The following is a 16,501-nucleotide window of genomic DNA, read 5'->3' on the forward strand; positions in this document are numbered from 1 at the left end:
TCGGGTGGACCTCCGGGCGGACCCGGTGGTCCAACGTCCGGAGGCGCCGGCGGTGGAAGCGGCGGCTCCGGCGCTGCCGGTCCCGGCGGGCTCGGACCCGTGGGTGGCCTACCGGTCGCGAACGGTACGACGAACCCGGCGACGTCGGGCGCCGGCGCCCGCGCCGGGTCGGCCCGTCCGGGCGGCATGTACCCGGGCATGCTGGGCGCCCCGGCGCGTCCTGCGCGCGACGACGAGGCCGCCCGCACGGTGCCCAGTTATCTGGTGGGCGCCGACAACGGGAACGAGCTCGTCGGTCCGATGCCGCTCACCGCGCCGCCGGTGCTGGGGGTCGATCCGGCATGAGGTGGCGGCTCACCCCCGACCGGTTCCTGGCCCTGTGGACCGCGACGGGACTCGACGAGATTCCGTTTCCTCTGCGCTACCGCTCCACCGCGCTGTGGGAGGACGAGCACGCCGCGAACCTCGAGGCGGCCCACCGGTGGCGGCGCACGAATCCCGACGAGCGGCTCACCGCGGCGATAGCGACGATGCGATACGCGGAGGTCGCCGTCGAGGTGTACGGGCAGTTCTCGGAGGGCTCCGAGTTGCGGCTGCGGGGATGCATCAGGCACGACTCCGCCGTTCTGGCGCGGCAGGATCCGGGACGTGCCGGCGATCTCGTCGTGACGGCGACCGCGGCGCACACACTGGCGGAGGCGGTCGTACATTGCCTACCCGGCGCGCCCCCGGGTACGGCGCCGGCGCTGTCGGCACCCACCGCGGAAGTGGCGGAGTTCGCGCGCCCGACGCAGGTGCTCCGGACCGCGCAGGCGCCCCCGGCCGTCCGGTTGCGGCGGCTGCTGACCGATCCGCGGTCCGGGACGGGCAGCGTACGGGTGCTGTGCTCACCGGACGGTCTGAACTTCACGCCGGTCACCGATCTCGGCTGGTTCGACGTCGCAGGCGACGGGCGGTACCTGTTCCGGACCGGCCACCACACCCACGTCTGCCCGGCCACCCCGGAGCTGCTGCGCGACGAGCTGGCCTACGCGGTCGACGAGGCGCGCGAGAAGCGGGGTCGCGTCGGCGCTGCCGGTTTACGCTGGGTGCATGGCTGAACGGGATCGAACGGTCGACGGCAAACCGCAGAACGCCCGCCCGCGCGACGCCCTGGGGCGCCCGTTGCCCTACGGCGAGGAGGGAGTCGAACGGGTCCCGGAGGACCTGCAGCTCGAGCCCGACGAGGCGATCACCGAGGCGCAGCGGCTGCTCGACCACGGGTATCCGTTCCATGCGCACGAGGTGCTGGAAGGCACGTGGAAGTCGGCGCCGGCCGACGAGCGGACGCTGTGGCAGGGCTTGGCGCAGCTCACCGTGGGGCTGACGCATCTGCTGCGGGACAATCCGGCCGGGGCCGCGTCGCTGCTACGGCAGGGGGAGGCTCGGATCCGCCATTACGAGGACGAGCCGCCGCACGGGCTGGACATAGACGGCCTCGCGGCATGGGCGGAACACCTGTTGACGGAGATCGCGCGCGGCGAGCCGATCCCGGCGCCGCCGATACCGCGGCTGCGGCTGCCCTGATGCCCGTGCTCCCGATGTTCCCGCTGGGAACCGCGCTGCTTCCGGGCGACGCCCTTCCACTCCACGTGTTCGAACCGAGGTATCGAGAGCTGGTCCGGGACTGCCTCGCAGATCCGGACGGGCCGCGGTTCGGCGTGGTGCTCATCGAGCGAGGCCACGAGGTGGGTGGGGGCGAGACCCGCCACGACGTCGGCACGGTCGCGCGGATCGTGATGGACACCGAACTCGACGACGGTCGCTACTTCCTGGAATGCATCGGCGAGGAACGCATCCGGGTGATCGACTGGCTACCGGACGACCCGTATCCGCGGGCGGAGGTCGAGCCGTGGCCGGACATGGAGTCCGGTCCGGTGGACTTCTCCGGCCTGAGCGTGGGGCTCGGCCGGCTGTACGGTCTGCTCGACCGCCTGTCGGGCGGCCGGATCGAACCCCCGAGCATCACCGAACTGCCCGACGAGCCGGGTGCCCGGCTGTTCGCGCTGGCACGCTTCGTCCCTATGGGTGAGGCCGACCGGCTGCAGGTACTCACGGCGCACGGACCCACCGAACGATTGGCCGTGCTGACCGAATGCATCTCGAACGCTGTCCAACTCGCGCAGTGGCGCCTCGACAGTACGTAAGGGCGAGGGCGAACCGCCTCGCGGACAGCGCATGACCTCCCTCGACCGCACCCGCGCGTCTGCCGGTCAACCGCTGCCGCACCCCGTCGGTCGCCAGGACGACCGCGCACGTCGCCGACGGTTGCATCCCGACAGCCGGGAACGAACACACGACGATCCGGGTATCTGCGCGGCCCAGAAAAGCTCAATCCCCATGCGGAACACATCAACTGGTATGGTTCTGCCGTCGATAGGGGGGATCGAACAATGTCGAAATGGGGCGTCGTTGTCCTTCAGCTGGCCAAGGTGGCGTTGTGGTATGTGGGGGGCTTGCTGGCCATCGGTGGAATATCCGCAGCAGCGAGCCTGCTGAGGCCGGACCTTCCGGATTCCGGCTGGGCGCCACCACCACCGATCACGACGACACGCACCGAGTCGCCCACTGCCGCAACACCACCGCGCGAACTCCCCCCGGGTTTCCCGTCGATGGAGCGCGCTCCGCTCCCGCCGGAGGTTCCCGAAGGGCAACCGCAATCGGTACCGACACGGTTCGGGCTCACGTACACCACTCCAGCCGGCTGGTTCGGGCAGGGCCAATCGGTCATGGGCTGGAGAAGCCGGGACGGTGCAGCGATGATGATCGGTTCGGCATCCGCTTTCGGGAAGGAGTACTGCGAGGCGGACGACATGTCGATGCTGGCCGCAGTGGGGATCACGGGGCGCCCCGCGGGCGACCTCCTGACCGTCGCTGCTCACGAAGTCCGGGCGGTCGAATGGATGTACTCCGACGAGAGACGACTGCCGACGATCAACTATTCGGACCCCGTCCATTTCGAGATTGCCGGAAACCCGGCAGTCCGGCTCACGGCCCTGGTGTCCGACATCCCGCCCACCGACGAATGTGACCCGCCGGCAGCGCGGTTGGACGTCGTGGCCACCACCGGACTTGCAACAGCGGAGGTCGCGGTCTTCGTCGTCCGGGCGGATCGCGGTGTGGCCGGACAGCTCGACGACAGCTCTATCGATGATCTCGTCGCGTCGCTGAGGAGATCGTGATGTCCGGGACGCACGAGGAATTCTCCGCCACCACACGCCGGATAGCCGGCGCTGCCGTCGCCGTGCAGGAGATCGGACACGATGTTGTGCGGGCGAACCGGTATCTCGCCGTCCACGGTGAGCCGAACGGCAATTTCGACGGTGTGCTGTTGCAGACGATCCGGGCCGGGTTCCAGGCGGTTCTCCCGTCGGCACAGGCTCGATACTTCCAGGTTGCCGATCTCTGCCTGAAGACCAGCATCGAACTGAACCGGTGCGCGTGGATGTACGACGACACCGAGGCACGGAATTACGAACGGCTCAATGCCAACATGCTCTTCCCGGAGTCGGTCGACGCATTCGATCCCGACACACCGGCGCCCGGTCCGGCGCGGCCGTATCCCGGCACCTTCCCGTATGGCGGTCCGGACCGGATCGAACTCGGTCACCCCGAAACCCTCCCCGAGGACGTCCGTCAGGTCGTCGCGGATGCAGCCGGTTGGCTCGGCGATGTCGACGAGGCGATCGACATGCTGACCGGGTGGAGCCCGATCGCGCAGGTCGTCGAACCGCTGGGCGGAAACTGGAACGAACTCGAGCGCCTCGGCGACGCCTATCGCATCGCCGGGGAGGCGGTAGAGACCAGCGGCGGGAACCTCGCCGCCGTCGTCCGGACCCTGGATCCCCACTGGGGCGGGCAGGCCGCCCGGGCGTTCACGGACTACGCCGACCGCATCGTCGATGCCCTCCGATGGGAGGGACCGGTCGGACGCGTCATCAAGGAGACGTGCTACCTGGTTGCGGAGAAGATCCGGGAGGGGATCGTCACGGCGGTTCGGTCACTGAAGGAGATGCTCGAAGAAGAAGTGGCATTCGACGACGCGTTGCAGAAGTTGAAGTTCCTGCTGAAGAAGACTCCGTTCGTCGGTACGGCCGCACAGATCGTCACGATCACCAAAATCGTTCAGAACACGATGGAATTCGTCGACGATGTAGTGGACCGGATCCGCGAGCTCGCCGACGCATTGAAGGAATTCCTCGACGCACTGTCGTCGCCGGCGGACGTCCTGAAGGATCGGGTCGAGCAGAAGCTGGCGCCGCTGACCGAGGCGCACGAGCGCACCGAGCACAGGGCGGAGGTGGCCATCGACCTCGCCGGCGTCGCAGACGTGAGCGGCCCCGTGAACAAGCCCTCCAGCGCGTATTCGGTCGGTGAGGACCCGTGGGCGGATGCGATATGAGGGAAGTACCGCCGCACCTCGACAGTCCACTGCGGCGAATCCACCAGGCCGTGACCGACTTCGAAGCTGCCGTGATCCGCGCACGAGGGTTCGCCGGCGCCGACCGGGACCGACGCATCGAGGTCGACGATGCGTTGATGGAACAACTCGCAGCGACCGCGGAAGCGTCCCCCGAGTTGCGGCTGTATGCGTCGAGAGTCGCTGCCGGACAGTGCCGGTGGTCCGAGATCGAGGTGACGGCGCGTCCGGTTCCGCCGGAGGTGGCCGAACTCAAGACGAATCCGCGGCTCCGGTGGTTCCCGGAACCGCCGCGTACCTCGACTGCGGAAGGGCAGGAATGGGAGTCCTACCGGATCCCCTGGCAGTAGCTCCCCTACCCGTGGTGGCCGCGGCGGTGTGTCCTTCGGGCTGTCCTGGCAGCCCGAAGGACACACCGGCCGTGTCAGCGGCCGATGAGTGCGAGGCGTTCGATCTCGGCGAAGTCGGTGCCGGCGGCCTCCGGCCGGGAGCGGCCGACCAGCGAGCCCACATAGGCCAGCAGGAATCCCGCCGGCACGGACACGAGGGCCGGGATCGTGAGCGGGAAGATCGGGTCGATCCCGTGGATCAGCCCGGTGGGTCCCAGGATGTTGGGACTGATCGCCACCAACCCGAGGCTCACTGCGAGGCCGCCGACCAGGGCCCAGGTCGCGCCGACGCGGTTGAATCCGCGCCAGTAGATGCTCAGCAGCAGCACAGGCAGGCTGGTGCTCGCGGCGACGGCGAACGCGACGTTGGCGAGGAAGCCGAGGTTGAAGCCCTTGGCCCCGAGCGCGAGGAACATGGCGACGACGGCGATGCCGAGCAGTGACAGCCGGGCCACCTTCAATTGCTGTTCACCGGTGGCCTTTCCGCCCTTGACGACGTGAGTGTAGAGGTCGTGCGCGAACGCTCCGGAGGTGGCGATGGCGACGCCGGCGAGGACCGCGAGGATCGTGGCGAGGGTGATGCCGATGATCACGGCCTCGAGGGCAGGACCGCCGAGGGCGCCGGCGAGCTGAACGACGGCGAGGTTACCCTGTGGATGCGCGGCGGCGATGGCGTCGGATCCGAGGGCGCGGATCGCGCCGTATCCGACGAACGGCAGCACCACGTAGAAGGCGCTGAAGATCCACAGTGCGACCACACCGGATTTGCGGGCGGCGCGGGCGTCCTTGACGGTGAGGAACCGGACCATCACGTGCGGCAGACCCATCACGCCGAGGGCAAGGGCGAGCTGCTGGGAGATGATGTCGAAGGTCTTGGTGGTGTTCTGCGGGTGCGACGACGTGACCGAGTCCGGCAGCGGCTCGACGACGTGCAGCGGGCTCGGCCCGTACTTCGCGAGCACCAGGAACAGGATGAGAGCGGTGCCGGTCAGCAGCAGCCCGGTCTTGAGCACCTGCACCCAGGTGGTGGCGAGCATGCCACCGAACATGGTGTAGACGACCATGAGCAGCCCGAGGACGATGACGGCGACCCAGAACTTGATGCCCAGCAGGGCCTGCACGAGCAGTCCCGCGCCGACGAACTGGATCACCATGTACATCGCGGAGATGACGATCGTGGTGACGGCGAGAGCGGCGCGCAGTCCGCGGCCGTCGAACCGGGCGGCGACGGCGTCGGCGAGCGTGAAGCGGCCGAGGTTGCGCAGCGGTTCGGCGATGATGAGCAGCACCAGCAGGTACGCCAGAGGCACCGCGGTGGCGTAGTAGAAGCCACTGAACCCGGCGATCCCGATCATGCCGGTGATACCGAGAAACGAAGCGGCCGAGACGTAGTCGCCGGAGATGGCCAGTCCGTTGCCGACGGGCCCGACCTGCCCCTCGGCGACGTAGTGCGAGTCCGTGGAGGTGTTGCGCTTGGCGGCCAGGTAGGTGATGCCGAGGGTGACACCGATGATGGCGACGACGATCGCGACGCTGAGTCCCATGCCGGTCACCGCCCTTCCAGCGCGGCAAGGTGCGCATCGACGACTGCGTCCATGCGGCGCGCCCAGCGGGTGTAGATCTGCGCGACGACGAGGATCGCGGCGAAGACGGCGAACCCGACCCAGTACGCGATGCCGAGTCCGCCGAGGCGGCCGGACAAGACCGTGGTGGAGGTTGTCAGGACGATGTAGCCCATGAACACCGCGAGCAGGACGGCTGCGGAGCCGAGCGACAGGCGTCGGCGTTGCCGAGCAAGGGCGAGGACGGCGTCGAGACCGGCGTCGTCCGGCCGGGTCGTGCCGCCGCCGGCGGCCGTGGAGATGTCGAGCGACATGATCACCTCAATGGGGTGTGAAGGGATCAATCAATCAATGCTTTGATTGATTGGACGCCCTACCGTAAGTGAGGGCCATCACAAAGCGCAAGTACTCCGGCGCCGCGACTCAGTCGCGGGTGTGGATATCGAGGTCGTCGGCCGCGGTGGCGAGCTTCTCCAGCAGGCCGATCAGGATGGTCTGCTCGGGCTTGGTCAGCACGCTCGTCCAGGTCCGTTCGCGCTTGTTGTGCGCCGCGTAGGTGCTGGTGATCGCGTCGACACCGGCCTGGGTCAGACTCAGCTCGACCGAGCGCCGGTCGCGCTCAGAGCGCCGCCGGGTCACGAGGCCGTCCCGTTCCAGCGTGTTGACCAGCGCGGACACGGCGGCGCGGCTCATACCGGAGAGCTGGGCGACCCGCTTGGCATCGCTCGGCCCGGACAACCACAGCATGAACAGCACCCGGAAGCCGGGCCAGCTCCAGCCCTGCGGGCGGTGCACGGTGGACTCGAGGTCGTAGACGAGTGCACTCGCGACCCGGGTCAGTTCGAGCACGAGCCGCATCGACTGGGGATCGACCTCGGGCATGACGCGCGTCGTCTTGCGCACGGCGAAGTCGACAAAGCTCAGAAAGTCCAGGTTGTCCACGTCGTCCGCAGGCTCGCTCACCCCGCCAGCGTAGAGGTGGCGCCGCATGCACCGTGCCGAAGTGGTCAAAGGCTTGCGCATCCGGTGTGACGCCACTTACATTGGTCACAGATTCGTTCAAACCTTTTACTAACTGGGGTGGTTCCATATGACCGCACTGTCCTTCGCTTCCTCCGCCGATCTGGGCGAGAAGGAGCAGACCCTCGAGATTCTCGCCGACGGGGTGTACGCGCTGACCGCCGAGGGCGATCCCAACCTCGGGGCTGTCGAGGGCGAGGACTTCCTCGTGTGCTTCGAGGCGCTCGCCACCCCGATCGCGGCGCGCGACTGGCTGGCCAAGCTGCGTGAGCACACCGACAAGCCCGTGCGCTACCTCGTGCTCTCGCACTACCACGCGGTGCGGGTGCTGGGAGCGTCCGCCTTCGACGCCGACACCATCGTCGCGCACGAGAACACCTACAACCTCATCGCCGAGCGCGGCCGGGAGGACTGGGAGTCCGAGTTCGGCCGCATGCCGCGCCTGGCCAAGGGTGCCGACTCCGTGCCCGGCCTGACCTGGCCGACACTGACGTTCAGCGACCGGCTCACCATCGACCTCGGTGGCGACCGCGGCAACCTGGTACTCCAGCACCTCGGCCGCGGCCACACCGAGGGCGACATCGTCGCGTGGCTGCCGCAGCAGAAGATCCTGTTCGCCGGCGATCTCGTCGAGGCGCAGGCCGCGCTGTACACGGGCGATGCGTTCCACCGCGACTGGTCCACCGGCACACTCGACCGGATCAAGGCGCTCGGCGCCGAGGCGCTCGTCGGCGGGCGCGGCGCGGTCAGCCGCGGCCGCGAGGAGGTCGACGCCGCCATCGAGCAGACCCGGCACTTCCTGAACGTGATGCTCACCGAGGTAGGGACCGTGCAGCGGCGTGGCGGCACATTGAAGGAGGCGTTCGAGGCGACGCACGCGGCACTGTTCGACCGCTATGGGCACTGGCCGATCTTCGAGCACTGCCTGCCGTTCGACGTCTCCCGGGTGTGGGACGAACTGTCCGGCATCGAACGGCCCGTGATCTGGACCGCCGAGCGCGACTACGAGGTCTGGGCCCAGCTCCAGAGCTGACCCCACCACGGTACGAGAAGGAAATGTGATGACAGTGCGGAACATTCACAACGGCACCGTCGCGGTGCTCGGGAACGGACCCGTCGGGCAGACCACCGCCCTGCTGCTCGCCCGGTGGGGCATTCGCGTGATCGTCCTGGACGCTCGCCCCGAACGCGACCCGGTCGGCTCGAAGGCGATCTGCCAGCAACGCGACGTGCTCGAAGTGTGGGCCGCCGTCGGTGTCGGCGAGCAGGTCGCCGCGGAGGGCGTCACGTGGGACACCGCGAGCACCTTCTACCGCGACGAGAAGCTGTTCACCCAACCGTTCGTCGACAACGGCCGCTCCGCGTTCCCGCCGTTCGTCAACATCTCCCAGGCCCGCACGGAGCAGCTGCTCGACGAGCGCATCGCCGAGGAACCGCTCATCGAGGTCCGGTGGGGTCACCATGTCGACGGTATCGACCAGGACGACGCCGGCGTACGCGTGCTGTGCACGACCCCGGACGGTCCCGCCGTCGTGCCCGTCGCCTACGCGGTCGCGACGATGGGGGCGCGGGCCGACGGGTTCCGCACGCACCTCGGGCTGGACTTCGCGGGTCGCACGTTCGACGACAAGTTCCTCATCTGCGACATCAAGGCCGACATCCCCGGCTGGTCACACGAGCGCAGGTTCTACTTCGATCCCGAGTGGAATCCCGGACGCCAGGTGCTCATCCACCCGTGCCCGGATTCGACGTTCCGCATCGACTGGCAGGTCCCCGGCGACTACGACCTCGAGGCCGAAACGGAGAGCGGCGCCCTCGACCGCCGGATCCGCCGGATCATCGGCGCCGAGCTGCCCTACGAGATCGTGTGGAAGTCCGTGTACCGCTTCCATGCTCGTCTCGTCGACCGGATGCGCGTGGGCCGCGTCCTCGTCGCCGGCGACTGCGCTCATCTCGTGTCGCCGTTCGGTGCGCGCGGACTGAACTCCGGGGTCGGCGACGCCGAGAACGCCGCGTGGAAGCTCGCGTTCGTGCTGCGCGGCTGGGCCGACGAGTCGCTCCTGGACACCTACGACCTGGAGCGGCGGGCCGCGGCGCGCGAGAACATCGAGGTCACCTCCGCGACAATGGATTTCCTGGTGCCGCAGACCGACGAGCAGCGCGCACACCGCCTGCGCATCCTCGAGGCGGCGGCCGACGACGCCGACGCCCGCGCCCAGGTCGACTCGGGCCGCCTCGCGGAACCGTTCTGGTATGCCGACTCGCCACTGACCACCGCGGACCCGGCCCGCCCCTTCGCTGGTCGGCCCGCCAGGGGTGTTGCTCCACAGCCCGTTCCGGGCGTTCTGCTGCCGGACATGCCGGTCGCGGTGTGCGGTCGGGCCACGCGCCTGCGTGCGCTGGCCCGGGCGGGAATCCTGCTCCTGCACGGCCGCGACGTCGACGCGACCACGCTGCGCACGCTCGCGCTGGACGCCACGAGCGCGCCGGTTCGGATCCACGCCATCGACGACATCGACGCGACCGGCGCGCTCGCCGAAAGTCTTTCCGCGGCAGCGCACGAGGTGTGGGTTGTCCGGCCCGACGCGCACATCGCCGCGGTCGTCGACACCGCGGACCCGGCCGTGCTGACCGATGCGATCCGCACCGCCACCGGACGGCGGGTCGTGGCCCCGCTGGTGGCCGCGGTGTGACACAGAGGTGGTACGCGCTCCCCGGTCACGGAACCGGGGAGCGCGTCCGCGGTCAGCGCCGGATGCGGCGTTCCCGCTCCGACAGACCGCCCCACACACCGTGCCGCTCCCTGCTGAGCATCGCGTGGGTTCGGCACTCCGTCAGCACCGGGCAGCTCGCGCAGATCCGCTTCGCGGCGGCCTCGCGCCGGCGCCGGACGTGCGATGGTTCGTCGTCCGGGGCGAAGAAGTAGAATTCACCGGCGGATCGGCAGCTACCGCGGAACTGCCAGCCGAGGGCCGGCCGGGTGTGCTCGCTCAGCAGGCTCACCCAACGATCACCACGTCCAGGGTCCGCGGACCGTGCACACCCTCGACTCGTTCGAGTTCGATATCGGAGGTTGCGGACGGGCCGCTGATCATGGTGGTGGGCCGCTCCGGCACCAGCCGGGCCAGTGCCTCCGGGACCCCGACCTCGACGTCGGCGAGCGGCACCACGCACACGTGCAGGTCCGGCACCAGGGTCAGCGCACGCCGCCCCTGGCCCGGGCTTCCGTCGAGGAAGATCGTGCCGGTCTCGGCGCACGTGACGGCGGAGGCGGTGACGACGCCGTCGAGTGCGCCGAGGTCCGGCGCGGGGATCTCGGCCGAGTCCACCACCACGTCACCGTCGAACCGCGCCAGCCACGAGGGATCCAGTCCGGCGGGAATTCCCACGCGCCGCACACCCCGCTCCGCGAGGACCCGTGCGAGCACGTCGGGCAGGTCGCCGGGCGTGCACTCGTGGACGTGTGCCTTGTAGTCGACGAGCCGGTCCACGAGCAGTTCCCGGCGCTGCGCGTCGGGCAGGGTTCGTCCGGTGCGATAGTCGCGCGGAACCTGCACGGGCTCCGGCGGAGCCAGGGTCAGGGCGTCACGGATCCGGCCGAGGATGACATCCCGGGTGCTCACTGCTGTCGTCCCTTCTCGCGAGCCTGCGCCAGCGCGGCCCGCCCCTCGTCCGAGTTCCACCATTGCCGGAACGTCTGTTTCGGTGGTGCCGGAATGTCACGCGCCTCGGTCCAGCCTCCCAGCGGCCCGGGCAGCGTCGTGATCTTCCCCTTCCTCCCGGCGAGGAGCCGGCCGAGTCCGGCGGCCTTCTGCGCGGCCGTCCACCGGCGCGACGACGACATCGCCAGCGAGGCCGCCTTCATCGCCGCGGCCTCGACCCCGAACGGCGCGTGCTCGACCTTCTGGTGCCGCAGTTCGACCAGCAGCGACGGGATGTCGATCTTGACCGGGCACGCGTCGAAACATGCTCCGCACAGGCTCGACGCGAACGGCAGGGGCGCGTTGGGGTCACCCGGTGTGTCCATGCCGGCGAGTTGCGGGCTGAGCACGGCGCCGATCGGCCCGGGATACGTCGAGCCGTAGGCGTGCCCGCCGGTGCGCTCGTACACCGGGCACACGTTCAGGCAGGCCGAGCACCGGATGCAGTGCAGCGCTTCGCGTCCCACCCCGTCGGCGAGCGCGGCGGTGCGGCCGTTGTCGAGCAGCACGAGGTGGAACTCCTGCGGTCCGTCGCCGGGGGTGACGCCGGTCCACATCGACGTGTACGGGTTCATCCGCTCCCCCGTCGACGACCGCGGCAGCAGTTGCAGGAACACCTCGAGGTCCCGGAAGGTGGGCAGCAGCTTCTCGATGCCCATCACCGTGATGAGGGTCTGCGGCAGGGTCAGGCACATGCGACCGTTGCCCTCGGATTCGACGACGGCGAGCGTGCCGGTCTCGGCGATCCCGAAGTTCGCGCCCGACACCGCGACCGGCACGGTCATGAACTTCCGGCGCAGGAACTTGCGGGCCGCGGCCGCGAGATGTGCCGGGTTGTCGTCGAGATCGGGGTCGACATCGGGCATCTCGCGCAGGAAGATCTCGCGGATCTCGGCGCGGTTGCGGTGGATGGCGGGGACGAGGATGTGCGACGGCTTGTCGTGACCCAGCTGGACGATGAGTTCGGCGAGATCGGTCTCGTAGGCCGTGATCCCCTGGTCCTCGAGATGCTCGTTGAGCCCGATTTCCTGCGTGGCCATCGACTTGACCTTGATGACCTCGTCCGAGCCGGTCTTGCGGACCAGGTCGGTGACGATGGCGTTGGCCTCGGTGGCGTCGGCCGCCCAGTGCACGACGCCACCGCGGGCGACGACCGCCGCCTCGAGCTCGATGAGCAGTTCCGGCAGCCGGCCGAGCACGTCGCGCTTGACGGCGGCGCCGGCGTCGCGGAGCTGCTGCCAGTCGGGCAGTTCGTCGGTCACGTTCAGCCGCTTGGCCCGGATGGTGTGGGTGGCCTTGCCGATGTTGCGGCGCAGCTGGGTGTTCGCGAGTTCGTGATGCGCTGCGGCGGGGAATTTCTCGGTGCCGCGCAGATTGCCGGAGCCGCGCGGGGGGACGGCGGGCATGCCGAGGACGGTCATGCGGGCACTCCCTTCGGCGCGACGGCCGGTTCGACGGAGGCGAGGATCTCCGCGAGGTGGATGGTGCGGGCCCCGGTGCGCAGGCGCGAGAGCCCACCGCCGATGTGCATCAGGCACGACGAGTCGCCGGCGCTGCAGTATTCGGCGCCGGTCGCGGCTATGTTGCACAGCTTGTCCGCGAGCATCGCGGTGGAGGTCTCGGCGTTCTTGATCGCGAACGTGCCGCCGAATCCGCAGCAGGAGTCGGCCTCGGGCAGTTCGACGAGGTCGATCTCGCGGACCGCCCGCAGCAGTTGCAGCGGTCTGTCGCCGACGCGCAGCATGCGCAGCGAATGGCAGGTGGGGTGGTAGGTGACCCGGTGCGGGAAGTAGGCGCCGACGTCGGTGACGCCGAGGACGTCGACGAGGAACTCGGACAGCTCGTACGTCTTCGCCTTCACCGTGTCGACGCGGCCGCACAGCGCCGGCGAGCCGTAGCGGGCGGCGACGATCTCGTGCTGGTGCCGCACGGAACCGACGCAGGACCCGGACGGCGCGACGATCGCGTCGATGTGGGTGTCGCCGAAGGTGTCGGCGTAGTTCTCGACGAGGGGCAGCGCGTCGGGTTGGTAGCCGGTGTTGACGTGCATCTGGCCGCAGCAGGTCTGGCCTTCGGGGAAGACGACGTCGTGGCCGAGCCGGGTGAGGAGCAGGGCGGTGGCCGAGACGGCACCGGGGAACATCGTGTCCCCGAGGCACGTCGCGAACAGGGCGATTCGCATGTGGATCTCCGCATCGGGTCTGTGTGGTCAGACCACAGTAACGCATGGTCGGTGCGGTGCGTCACCCCCTCGGCCGAAATTCCCCCGGATCCCTCCGGCACTCGATTGTGACCGGGGTCATGGTGTACGGTCCTGTGGTCTGACCACAGAACCCGCCGCGGTCCGCGGCGCAAACCGGGAGTTTCATGTGGAAACCGAACTGCTGGCGGTGACGTACACGCCGTCGACCACCGCCGTCGCCGGCAACCTCACCGCGACGGCCCTGCTGGGCCTGGTCCCCCTGCTGACGTTCTTCGTGCTGCTCGCCGGCCTCAAGCTCAAGGCCTGGTACTCCGGGCTCGGCGCGCTCGCCGTCGCACTCGTCGTCGCCGTCGTCGGCGTCGGCATGCCGGCGCCGCTGGCCGGACTGTCCGCGCTGCAGGGCATCACGTTCGGCCTGTTCCCGGTCATGTGGATCGTGGTGACCGCAATCTGGTTCTACGAACTCACCGTTGTCAGTGGACGTTTCGAGGACTTGCGGCACGTGTTCAACTCGGTCGGTCACGGCGACATGCGCATCCAGGCGATGCTCATCGCATTCTGCTTCGGCGGCATGCTCGAGGCCCTCGCCGGATTCGGCGCACCGGTCGCCATCACCGGCGCGATGCTCATCGCGATCGGAATGCCCCCGATCCGCGCCGCCGTCACCGTGCTCGTCGCGAACACCGCACCGGTTGCATTCGGCGCCATGGCAATTCCGATCACCACCGCCGGCAACCTCACCGGTATCCCGTCGACCGAGATCGCGGCCGTCGTCGGCCGGCAGACGCCGGTCCTGGCGTGGTTCGTGCCGTTGCTGTTGCTGCTGCTGGTCGACGGCCGGCGCGGCGTCCGGCAGGTGTGGCCGATCGCGCTGGTCACCGGTTTCGCCTTCGCGGTCGCCCAGTACTGGTGCTCGAGCAACTTCTCGTACGAACTCACCGACGTCGTCGCGTCCCTCGTCGGGCTCGCCGCCGCCGTCCTCATGCTGCGGTTCTGGCGGCCCACCACGCCCGAGGACCAGCATTCGCACGTCACGGCCGAACCGATCGGCGCCGTGCGCACGGCAATGGCCCTGTTCCCGTACCTGCTCGTCATCGTGGTGTTCGGCATCGCCAAGCTGTGGACCCTCGGCCTCGACGTGCCGAAGTGGCTGTCGGGCACCGATATCAAGATCGAGTGGCCCGGGCTGTACGGGAATCTGCTTACCGCGAGCGGGGATCCGTCGACCGGGGCGATCTACACGCTGCCGTGGCTGTCGAATCCCGGCACACTCCTGCTGCTCTCGGGGATCATCGTCGGCGTCGTGTACACGGTGCGCAGCGGCGACGGGCGGTTCCCGATGACCGTCCGGCTCACCTTCCGCACCTTCGGCGAAACACTGTGGAAGATGCGGCTTTCCATCGCCACAGTGGCGACGGTGCTCGGACTGGCGTACGTGATGAACCACTCCGGGCAGACCGTCGCGATCGGTACGTGGCTCGCCGGCACCGGCGCGATCTTCGCGTTGCTGTCGCCGATCCTCGGCTGGCTGGGTACCGCCGTCACCGGCTCGGACACCTCGGCGAACGCGCTGTTCGCGCGGCTGCAGCAGACAGCGGGCCAGGCCGCGGGTATCGATCCGACACTGCTGGTCGCGGCGAACACCTCCGGCGGTGTCGTCGGCAAGCTGATCAGCCCGCAGAACCTCACCATCGCGGCGACCGCAGTCGCCCGGCCGGGCAGCGAGCCGCTGCTGCTGCGCAAGGTCGTCGGCTACAGCGTCGGGATGCTCGCGCTGTTGTGTGTGCTGGTGTATCTCCAGTCGACTCCGGTGCTGTCGTGGATGCTGCCGTGAGCCGGCACTACCGGGGCGGGTGCAGCCCGGTCAGCTCGTAGTGCAGTGTGGGCGTGCGCATGACCTTGTGGGCGGCACGCACCAGGTAGCGCTGCAGCACCGGATACTTGCGGTCGATCGCGCGTGCCGCGGCCACCGACTCGGCGCCCGACAGCAGCCGGGCGGTGGCCTCGACCGCGGATCCGGTGACCCGCCCCCGCCACGTGCACGGGCTGATGCGTACCTCGGGAAAGTTCTTCAACCGCTTGTTCTTCGATGCCCGCCCGGGCGTACGGAAATAGGCGCGATCGCCCCGCACCGCGATGTTGACGGGGGTGTCGACCCAGCTGCCGTCCCGTTTCCGGGTCTGCAGCAGCACCACCTTCTCGGCGACGAACGGTTCGAGCTCGGGAGGAATCGGTTCGGTCATGACTGCTCCTCACGAGGATCACTGTCTCCCAGGATCCGCGCGTTCGGTGCGACCGGCAAACGGCATAGGCTCGCACCATGTCGCAGTCCGAGCCCCGCGCATGGGAGACCGTGTTGAACCACCTCGAGCAGCAACTGGTCTCGGGACACCTCGCCCCCGGCCAGCGGTTGCCCGGGGAACGCGTCCTGGCCGCCGAGCTCGGGGTGGGCCGTTCGTCGGTGCGGGAGGCACTGCGCGTGATGGAAGCGCTCGGGTTGCTCACCGCGCAGACCGGCTCCGGGCCCACCGCGGGCGCGATGATCGTCTCGCGGCCCACCGGCGGCATGTCCATGCTCATGCGCCTGCAGGTGGCAGCGCAGAATTTCCCGGTGTCGGACGTGGTGCAGACCCGTCTCGTCCTCGAGACCGAGGTGATGCGCGCGCTGGCCGCGAGCGACCCCACCCCGGACCTGTCGCACGCCGAGCAGCTGCTCGACGCGATGGACGACGCGACGCTCGCCGCACACGAATTCCTGGTGCTCGACGCCCGGTTCCACATCGCGATGGCGGACGCGGCCGGAAACCAGGTGATCGCGGCCATGATGACGGGCCTGCGCGACTCGATCGAAAGCTACGTGCTCGCCGGCGCCCCTCTGACCACCTGGCCCACGACGTGCACCCGGCTGCGCTGCGAGCACCGCGGGCTGCTCGAAGCCGTTCGGGCGGGCGATCCCGAGCTGGCCCGCGCCCGTATCGTCGAGCACATTCGCGGCTACTACGCGGAGAGCCTGGGGCGCCCGGACGCCCCTGAACGCGAGCACCCCCGACCTCGTGTATAGTTGGCGATGCAACGCGGGGTGGAGCAGCTCGGTAGCTCGCTGGGCTCATAACCCAGAGGTCGCAGGTTCAAATCCTGTCCCCGCTACCAAGTGGAAGGGCCCGGCA

General features: G+C 69.2%; 19 protein-coding genes and 1 tRNA gene. 12 read left to right on the forward strand and 8 right to left on the reverse strand.

Features of this window, described 5'->3' with window-relative positions; genetic code table 11:
- Nucleotides 1-99 precede the first annotated feature (99 nt).
- From CQZ88_RS19205 to CQZ88_RS19235, 7 genes are all read left to right on the forward strand, one after another.
- Nucleotides 100-345: a hypothetical protein gene (locus CQZ88_RS19205; protein WP_258008681.1), complete on the forward strand. Its 246-nt coding sequence runs from the start codon at nucleotides 100-102 to the stop codon at nucleotides 343-345.
- A complete protein-coding gene (locus CQZ88_RS19210) occupies nucleotides 342-1,100 on the forward strand; it encodes an ESX secretion-associated protein EspG (protein ID WP_006940660.1) in 759 nt (252 codons plus the stop codon). Before CQZ88_RS19205 ends, CQZ88_RS19210 begins: the two co-directional genes overlap by 4 nt.
- Complete coding sequence (locus CQZ88_RS19215; RefSeq protein ID WP_006940659.1) at nucleotides 1,093-1,566, forward strand: DUF309 domain-containing protein; 474 nt, start codon at nucleotides 1,093-1,095, stop codon at nucleotides 1,564-1,566. Before CQZ88_RS19210 ends, CQZ88_RS19215 begins: the two co-directional genes overlap by 8 nt.
- Nucleotides 1,566-2,186, forward strand: coding sequence for an LON peptidase substrate-binding domain-containing protein (locus CQZ88_RS19220; protein WP_029546465.1), 621 nt, complete (start codon nucleotides 1,566-1,568; stop codon nucleotides 2,184-2,186). The genes CQZ88_RS19215 and CQZ88_RS19220 overlap by 1 nt, the downstream gene beginning before the upstream one ends.
- Nucleotides 2,187-2,432: 246 nt before the next feature.
- Nucleotides 2,433-3,221 carry a hypothetical protein gene (locus CQZ88_RS31400; protein ID WP_258008682.1) on the forward strand — a complete coding sequence of 263 codons (789 nt, stop codon included), beginning with the start codon at nucleotides 2,433-2,435 and terminating at the stop codon, nucleotides 3,219-3,221.
- Nucleotides 3,221-4,441 carry a WXG100 family type VII secretion target gene (locus tag CQZ88_RS19230; protein WP_029546467.1) on the forward strand — a complete coding sequence of 407 codons (1,221 nt, stop codon included), beginning with the start codon at nucleotides 3,221-3,223 and terminating at the stop codon, nucleotides 4,439-4,441. Before CQZ88_RS31400 ends, CQZ88_RS19230 begins: the two co-directional genes overlap by 1 nt.
- Nucleotides 4,442-4,491: 50 nt before the next feature.
- Complete coding sequence (locus tag CQZ88_RS19235; protein ID WP_232334139.1) at nucleotides 4,492-4,809, forward strand: hypothetical protein; 318 nt, start codon at nucleotides 4,492-4,494, stop codon at nucleotides 4,807-4,809.
- A gap of 74 nt (nucleotides 4,810-4,883) precedes the next feature.
- Here the strand turns inward: CQZ88_RS19235 and CQZ88_RS19240 are convergent, their stop codons facing one another.
- From CQZ88_RS19240 to CQZ88_RS19250, 3 genes are all read right to left on the reverse strand, one after another.
- On the reverse strand, nucleotides 4,884-6,392 hold the full coding sequence (locus CQZ88_RS19240) for a cation acetate symporter (RefSeq protein ID WP_065923364.1): 1,509 nt from the start codon (nucleotides 6,390-6,392) through the stop codon (nucleotides 4,884-4,886).
- 5 nt (nucleotides 6,393-6,397) lie between these two features.
- Nucleotides 6,398-6,724: a DUF485 domain-containing protein gene (locus tag CQZ88_RS19245; protein WP_006940653.1), complete on the reverse strand. Its 327-nt coding sequence runs from the start codon at nucleotides 6,722-6,724 to the stop codon at nucleotides 6,398-6,400.
- Nucleotides 6,725-6,833: 109 nt separating this feature from the next.
- On the reverse strand, nucleotides 6,834-7,373 hold the full coding sequence (locus CQZ88_RS19250) for a MarR family winged helix-turn-helix transcriptional regulator (RefSeq protein ID WP_029546471.1): 540 nt from the start codon (nucleotides 7,371-7,373) through the stop codon (nucleotides 6,834-6,836).
- 127 nt (nucleotides 7,374-7,500) lie between these two features.
- Between CQZ88_RS19250 and CQZ88_RS19255 the strand changes: the two genes are divergently transcribed.
- Nucleotides 7,501-8,463 (forward strand): MBL fold metallo-hydrolase, encoded by a 963-nt coding sequence (locus CQZ88_RS19255; protein ID WP_102800163.1) that lies wholly within the window; start codon nucleotides 7,501-7,503, stop codon nucleotides 8,461-8,463.
- Between the two features lie 28 nt (nucleotides 8,464-8,491).
- On the forward strand, nucleotides 8,492-10,123 hold the full coding sequence (locus CQZ88_RS19260; RefSeq protein WP_006940648.1) for an FAD-dependent monooxygenase: 1,632 nt from the start codon (nucleotides 8,492-8,494) through the stop codon (nucleotides 10,121-10,123).
- 52 nt (nucleotides 10,124-10,175) lie between these two features.
- On the opposite strand, the gene CQZ88_RS19265 is transcribed toward CQZ88_RS19260, so the two are convergent.
- From CQZ88_RS19265 to CQZ88_RS19280, 4 genes are read right to left on the reverse strand one after another with little or no spacing between them, the layout of a single operon-like run.
- Nucleotides 10,176-10,433: a WhiB family transcriptional regulator gene (locus CQZ88_RS19265; protein WP_006940645.1), complete on the reverse strand. Its 258-nt coding sequence runs from the start codon at nucleotides 10,431-10,433 to the stop codon at nucleotides 10,176-10,178.
- A complete protein-coding gene (locus CQZ88_RS19270; protein ID WP_006940643.1) occupies nucleotides 10,430-11,053 on the reverse strand; it encodes an LUD domain-containing protein in 624 nt (207 codons plus the stop codon). Before CQZ88_RS19270 ends, CQZ88_RS19265 begins: the two co-directional genes overlap by 4 nt.
- Nucleotides 11,050-12,552, reverse strand: coding sequence for a LutB/LldF family L-lactate oxidation iron-sulfur protein (locus CQZ88_RS19275; RefSeq protein ID WP_102800164.1), 1,503 nt, complete (start codon nucleotides 12,550-12,552; stop codon nucleotides 11,050-11,052). The genes CQZ88_RS19270 and CQZ88_RS19275 overlap by 4 nt, the downstream gene beginning before the upstream one ends.
- Nucleotides 12,549-13,313, reverse strand: a complete 765-nt coding sequence (locus tag CQZ88_RS19280) for a (Fe-S)-binding protein (protein ID WP_006940640.1) — start codon at nucleotides 13,311-13,313, stop codon at nucleotides 12,549-12,551. Before CQZ88_RS19280 ends, CQZ88_RS19275 begins: the two co-directional genes overlap by 4 nt.
- Nucleotides 13,314-13,500: 187 nt before the next feature.
- Between CQZ88_RS19280 and CQZ88_RS19285 the strand changes: the two genes are divergently transcribed.
- Complete coding sequence (locus CQZ88_RS19285) at nucleotides 13,501-15,168, forward strand: L-lactate permease (protein ID WP_102800165.1); 1,668 nt, start codon at nucleotides 13,501-13,503, stop codon at nucleotides 15,166-15,168.
- Nucleotides 15,169-15,175: 7 nt separating this feature from the next.
- Here CQZ88_RS19285 and CQZ88_RS19290 read toward each other — a convergent pair whose 3' ends face one another.
- Nucleotides 15,176-15,577, reverse strand: a complete 402-nt coding sequence (locus CQZ88_RS19290; RefSeq protein ID WP_006940636.1) for a PPOX class F420-dependent oxidoreductase — start codon at nucleotides 15,575-15,577, stop codon at nucleotides 15,176-15,178.
- A 77-nt stretch (nucleotides 15,578-15,654) separates the two neighbouring features.
- Here CQZ88_RS19290 and CQZ88_RS19295 point away from each other — a divergent pair, with 77 nt between their 5' ends.
- Both CQZ88_RS19295 and CQZ88_RS19300 read left to right on the forward strand, forming a co-directional pair.
- Nucleotides 15,655-16,395, forward strand: a complete 741-nt coding sequence (locus CQZ88_RS19295) for a FadR/GntR family transcriptional regulator (protein ID WP_029546476.1) — start codon at nucleotides 15,655-15,657, stop codon at nucleotides 16,393-16,395.
- A 12-nt stretch (nucleotides 16,396-16,407) separates the two neighbouring features.
- Nucleotides 16,408-16,484 (forward strand) — tRNA-Met (locus tag CQZ88_RS19300).
- Nucleotides 16,485-16,501: the final 17 nt, after the last annotated feature.

The sequence above is a fragment of the Rhodococcus sp. ENV425 genome (assembly GCF_002887785.1).
In the GTDB taxonomy this organism is placed as follows: domain Bacteria; phylum Actinomycetota; class Actinomycetes; order Mycobacteriales; family Mycobacteriaceae; genus Rhodococcus; species Rhodococcus aetherivorans.

Coding starts and splice junctions, on each gene's coding strand:
- CQZ88_RS19255 (WP_102800163.1), top strand. CDS start 7,501: ATGACCGCACTGTCCTTCGCTTCCTCCGCCGATCTGGGCGAGAAGGAG.
- CQZ88_RS19210 (WP_006940660.1), top strand. CDS start 342: ATGAGGTGGCGGCTCACCCCCGACCGGTTCCTGGCCCTGTGGACCGCG.
- CQZ88_RS19295 (WP_029546476.1), top strand. CDS start 15,655: ATGTCGCAGTCCGAGCCCCGCGCATGGGAGACCGTGTTGAACCACCTC.
- CQZ88_RS19245 (WP_006940653.1), bottom strand. CDS start 6,724: ATGTCGCTCGACATCTCCACGGCCGCCGGCGGCGGCACGACCCGGCCG.
- CQZ88_RS19230 (WP_029546467.1), top strand. CDS start 3,221: ATGTCCGGGACGCACGAGGAATTCTCCGCCACCACACGCCGGATAGCC.
- CQZ88_RS19275 (WP_102800164.1), bottom strand. CDS start 12,552: ATGACCGTCCTCGGCATGCCCGCCGTCCCCCCGCGCGGCTCCGGCAAT.
- CQZ88_RS19240 (WP_065923364.1), bottom strand. CDS start 6,392: ATGGGACTCAGCGTCGCGATCGTCGTCGCCATCATCGGTGTCACCCTC.
- CQZ88_RS19260 (WP_006940648.1), top strand. CDS start 8,492: ATGACAGTGCGGAACATTCACAACGGCACCGTCGCGGTGCTCGGGAAC.
- CQZ88_RS19220 (WP_029546465.1), top strand. CDS start 1,566: ATGCCCGTGCTCCCGATGTTCCCGCTGGGAACCGCGCTGCTTCCGGGC.
- CQZ88_RS19280 (WP_006940640.1), bottom strand. CDS start 13,313: ATGCGAATCGCCCTGTTCGCGACGTGCCTCGGGGACACGATGTTCCCC.
- CQZ88_RS31400 (WP_258008682.1), top strand. CDS start 2,433: ATGTCGAAATGGGGCGTCGTTGTCCTTCAGCTGGCCAAGGTGGCGTTG.
- CQZ88_RS19290 (WP_006940636.1), bottom strand. CDS start 15,577: ATGACCGAACCGATTCCTCCCGAGCTCGAACCGTTCGTCGCCGAGAAG.
- CQZ88_RS19215 (WP_006940659.1), top strand. CDS start 1,093: ATGGCTGAACGGGATCGAACGGTCGACGGCAAACCGCAGAACGCCCGC.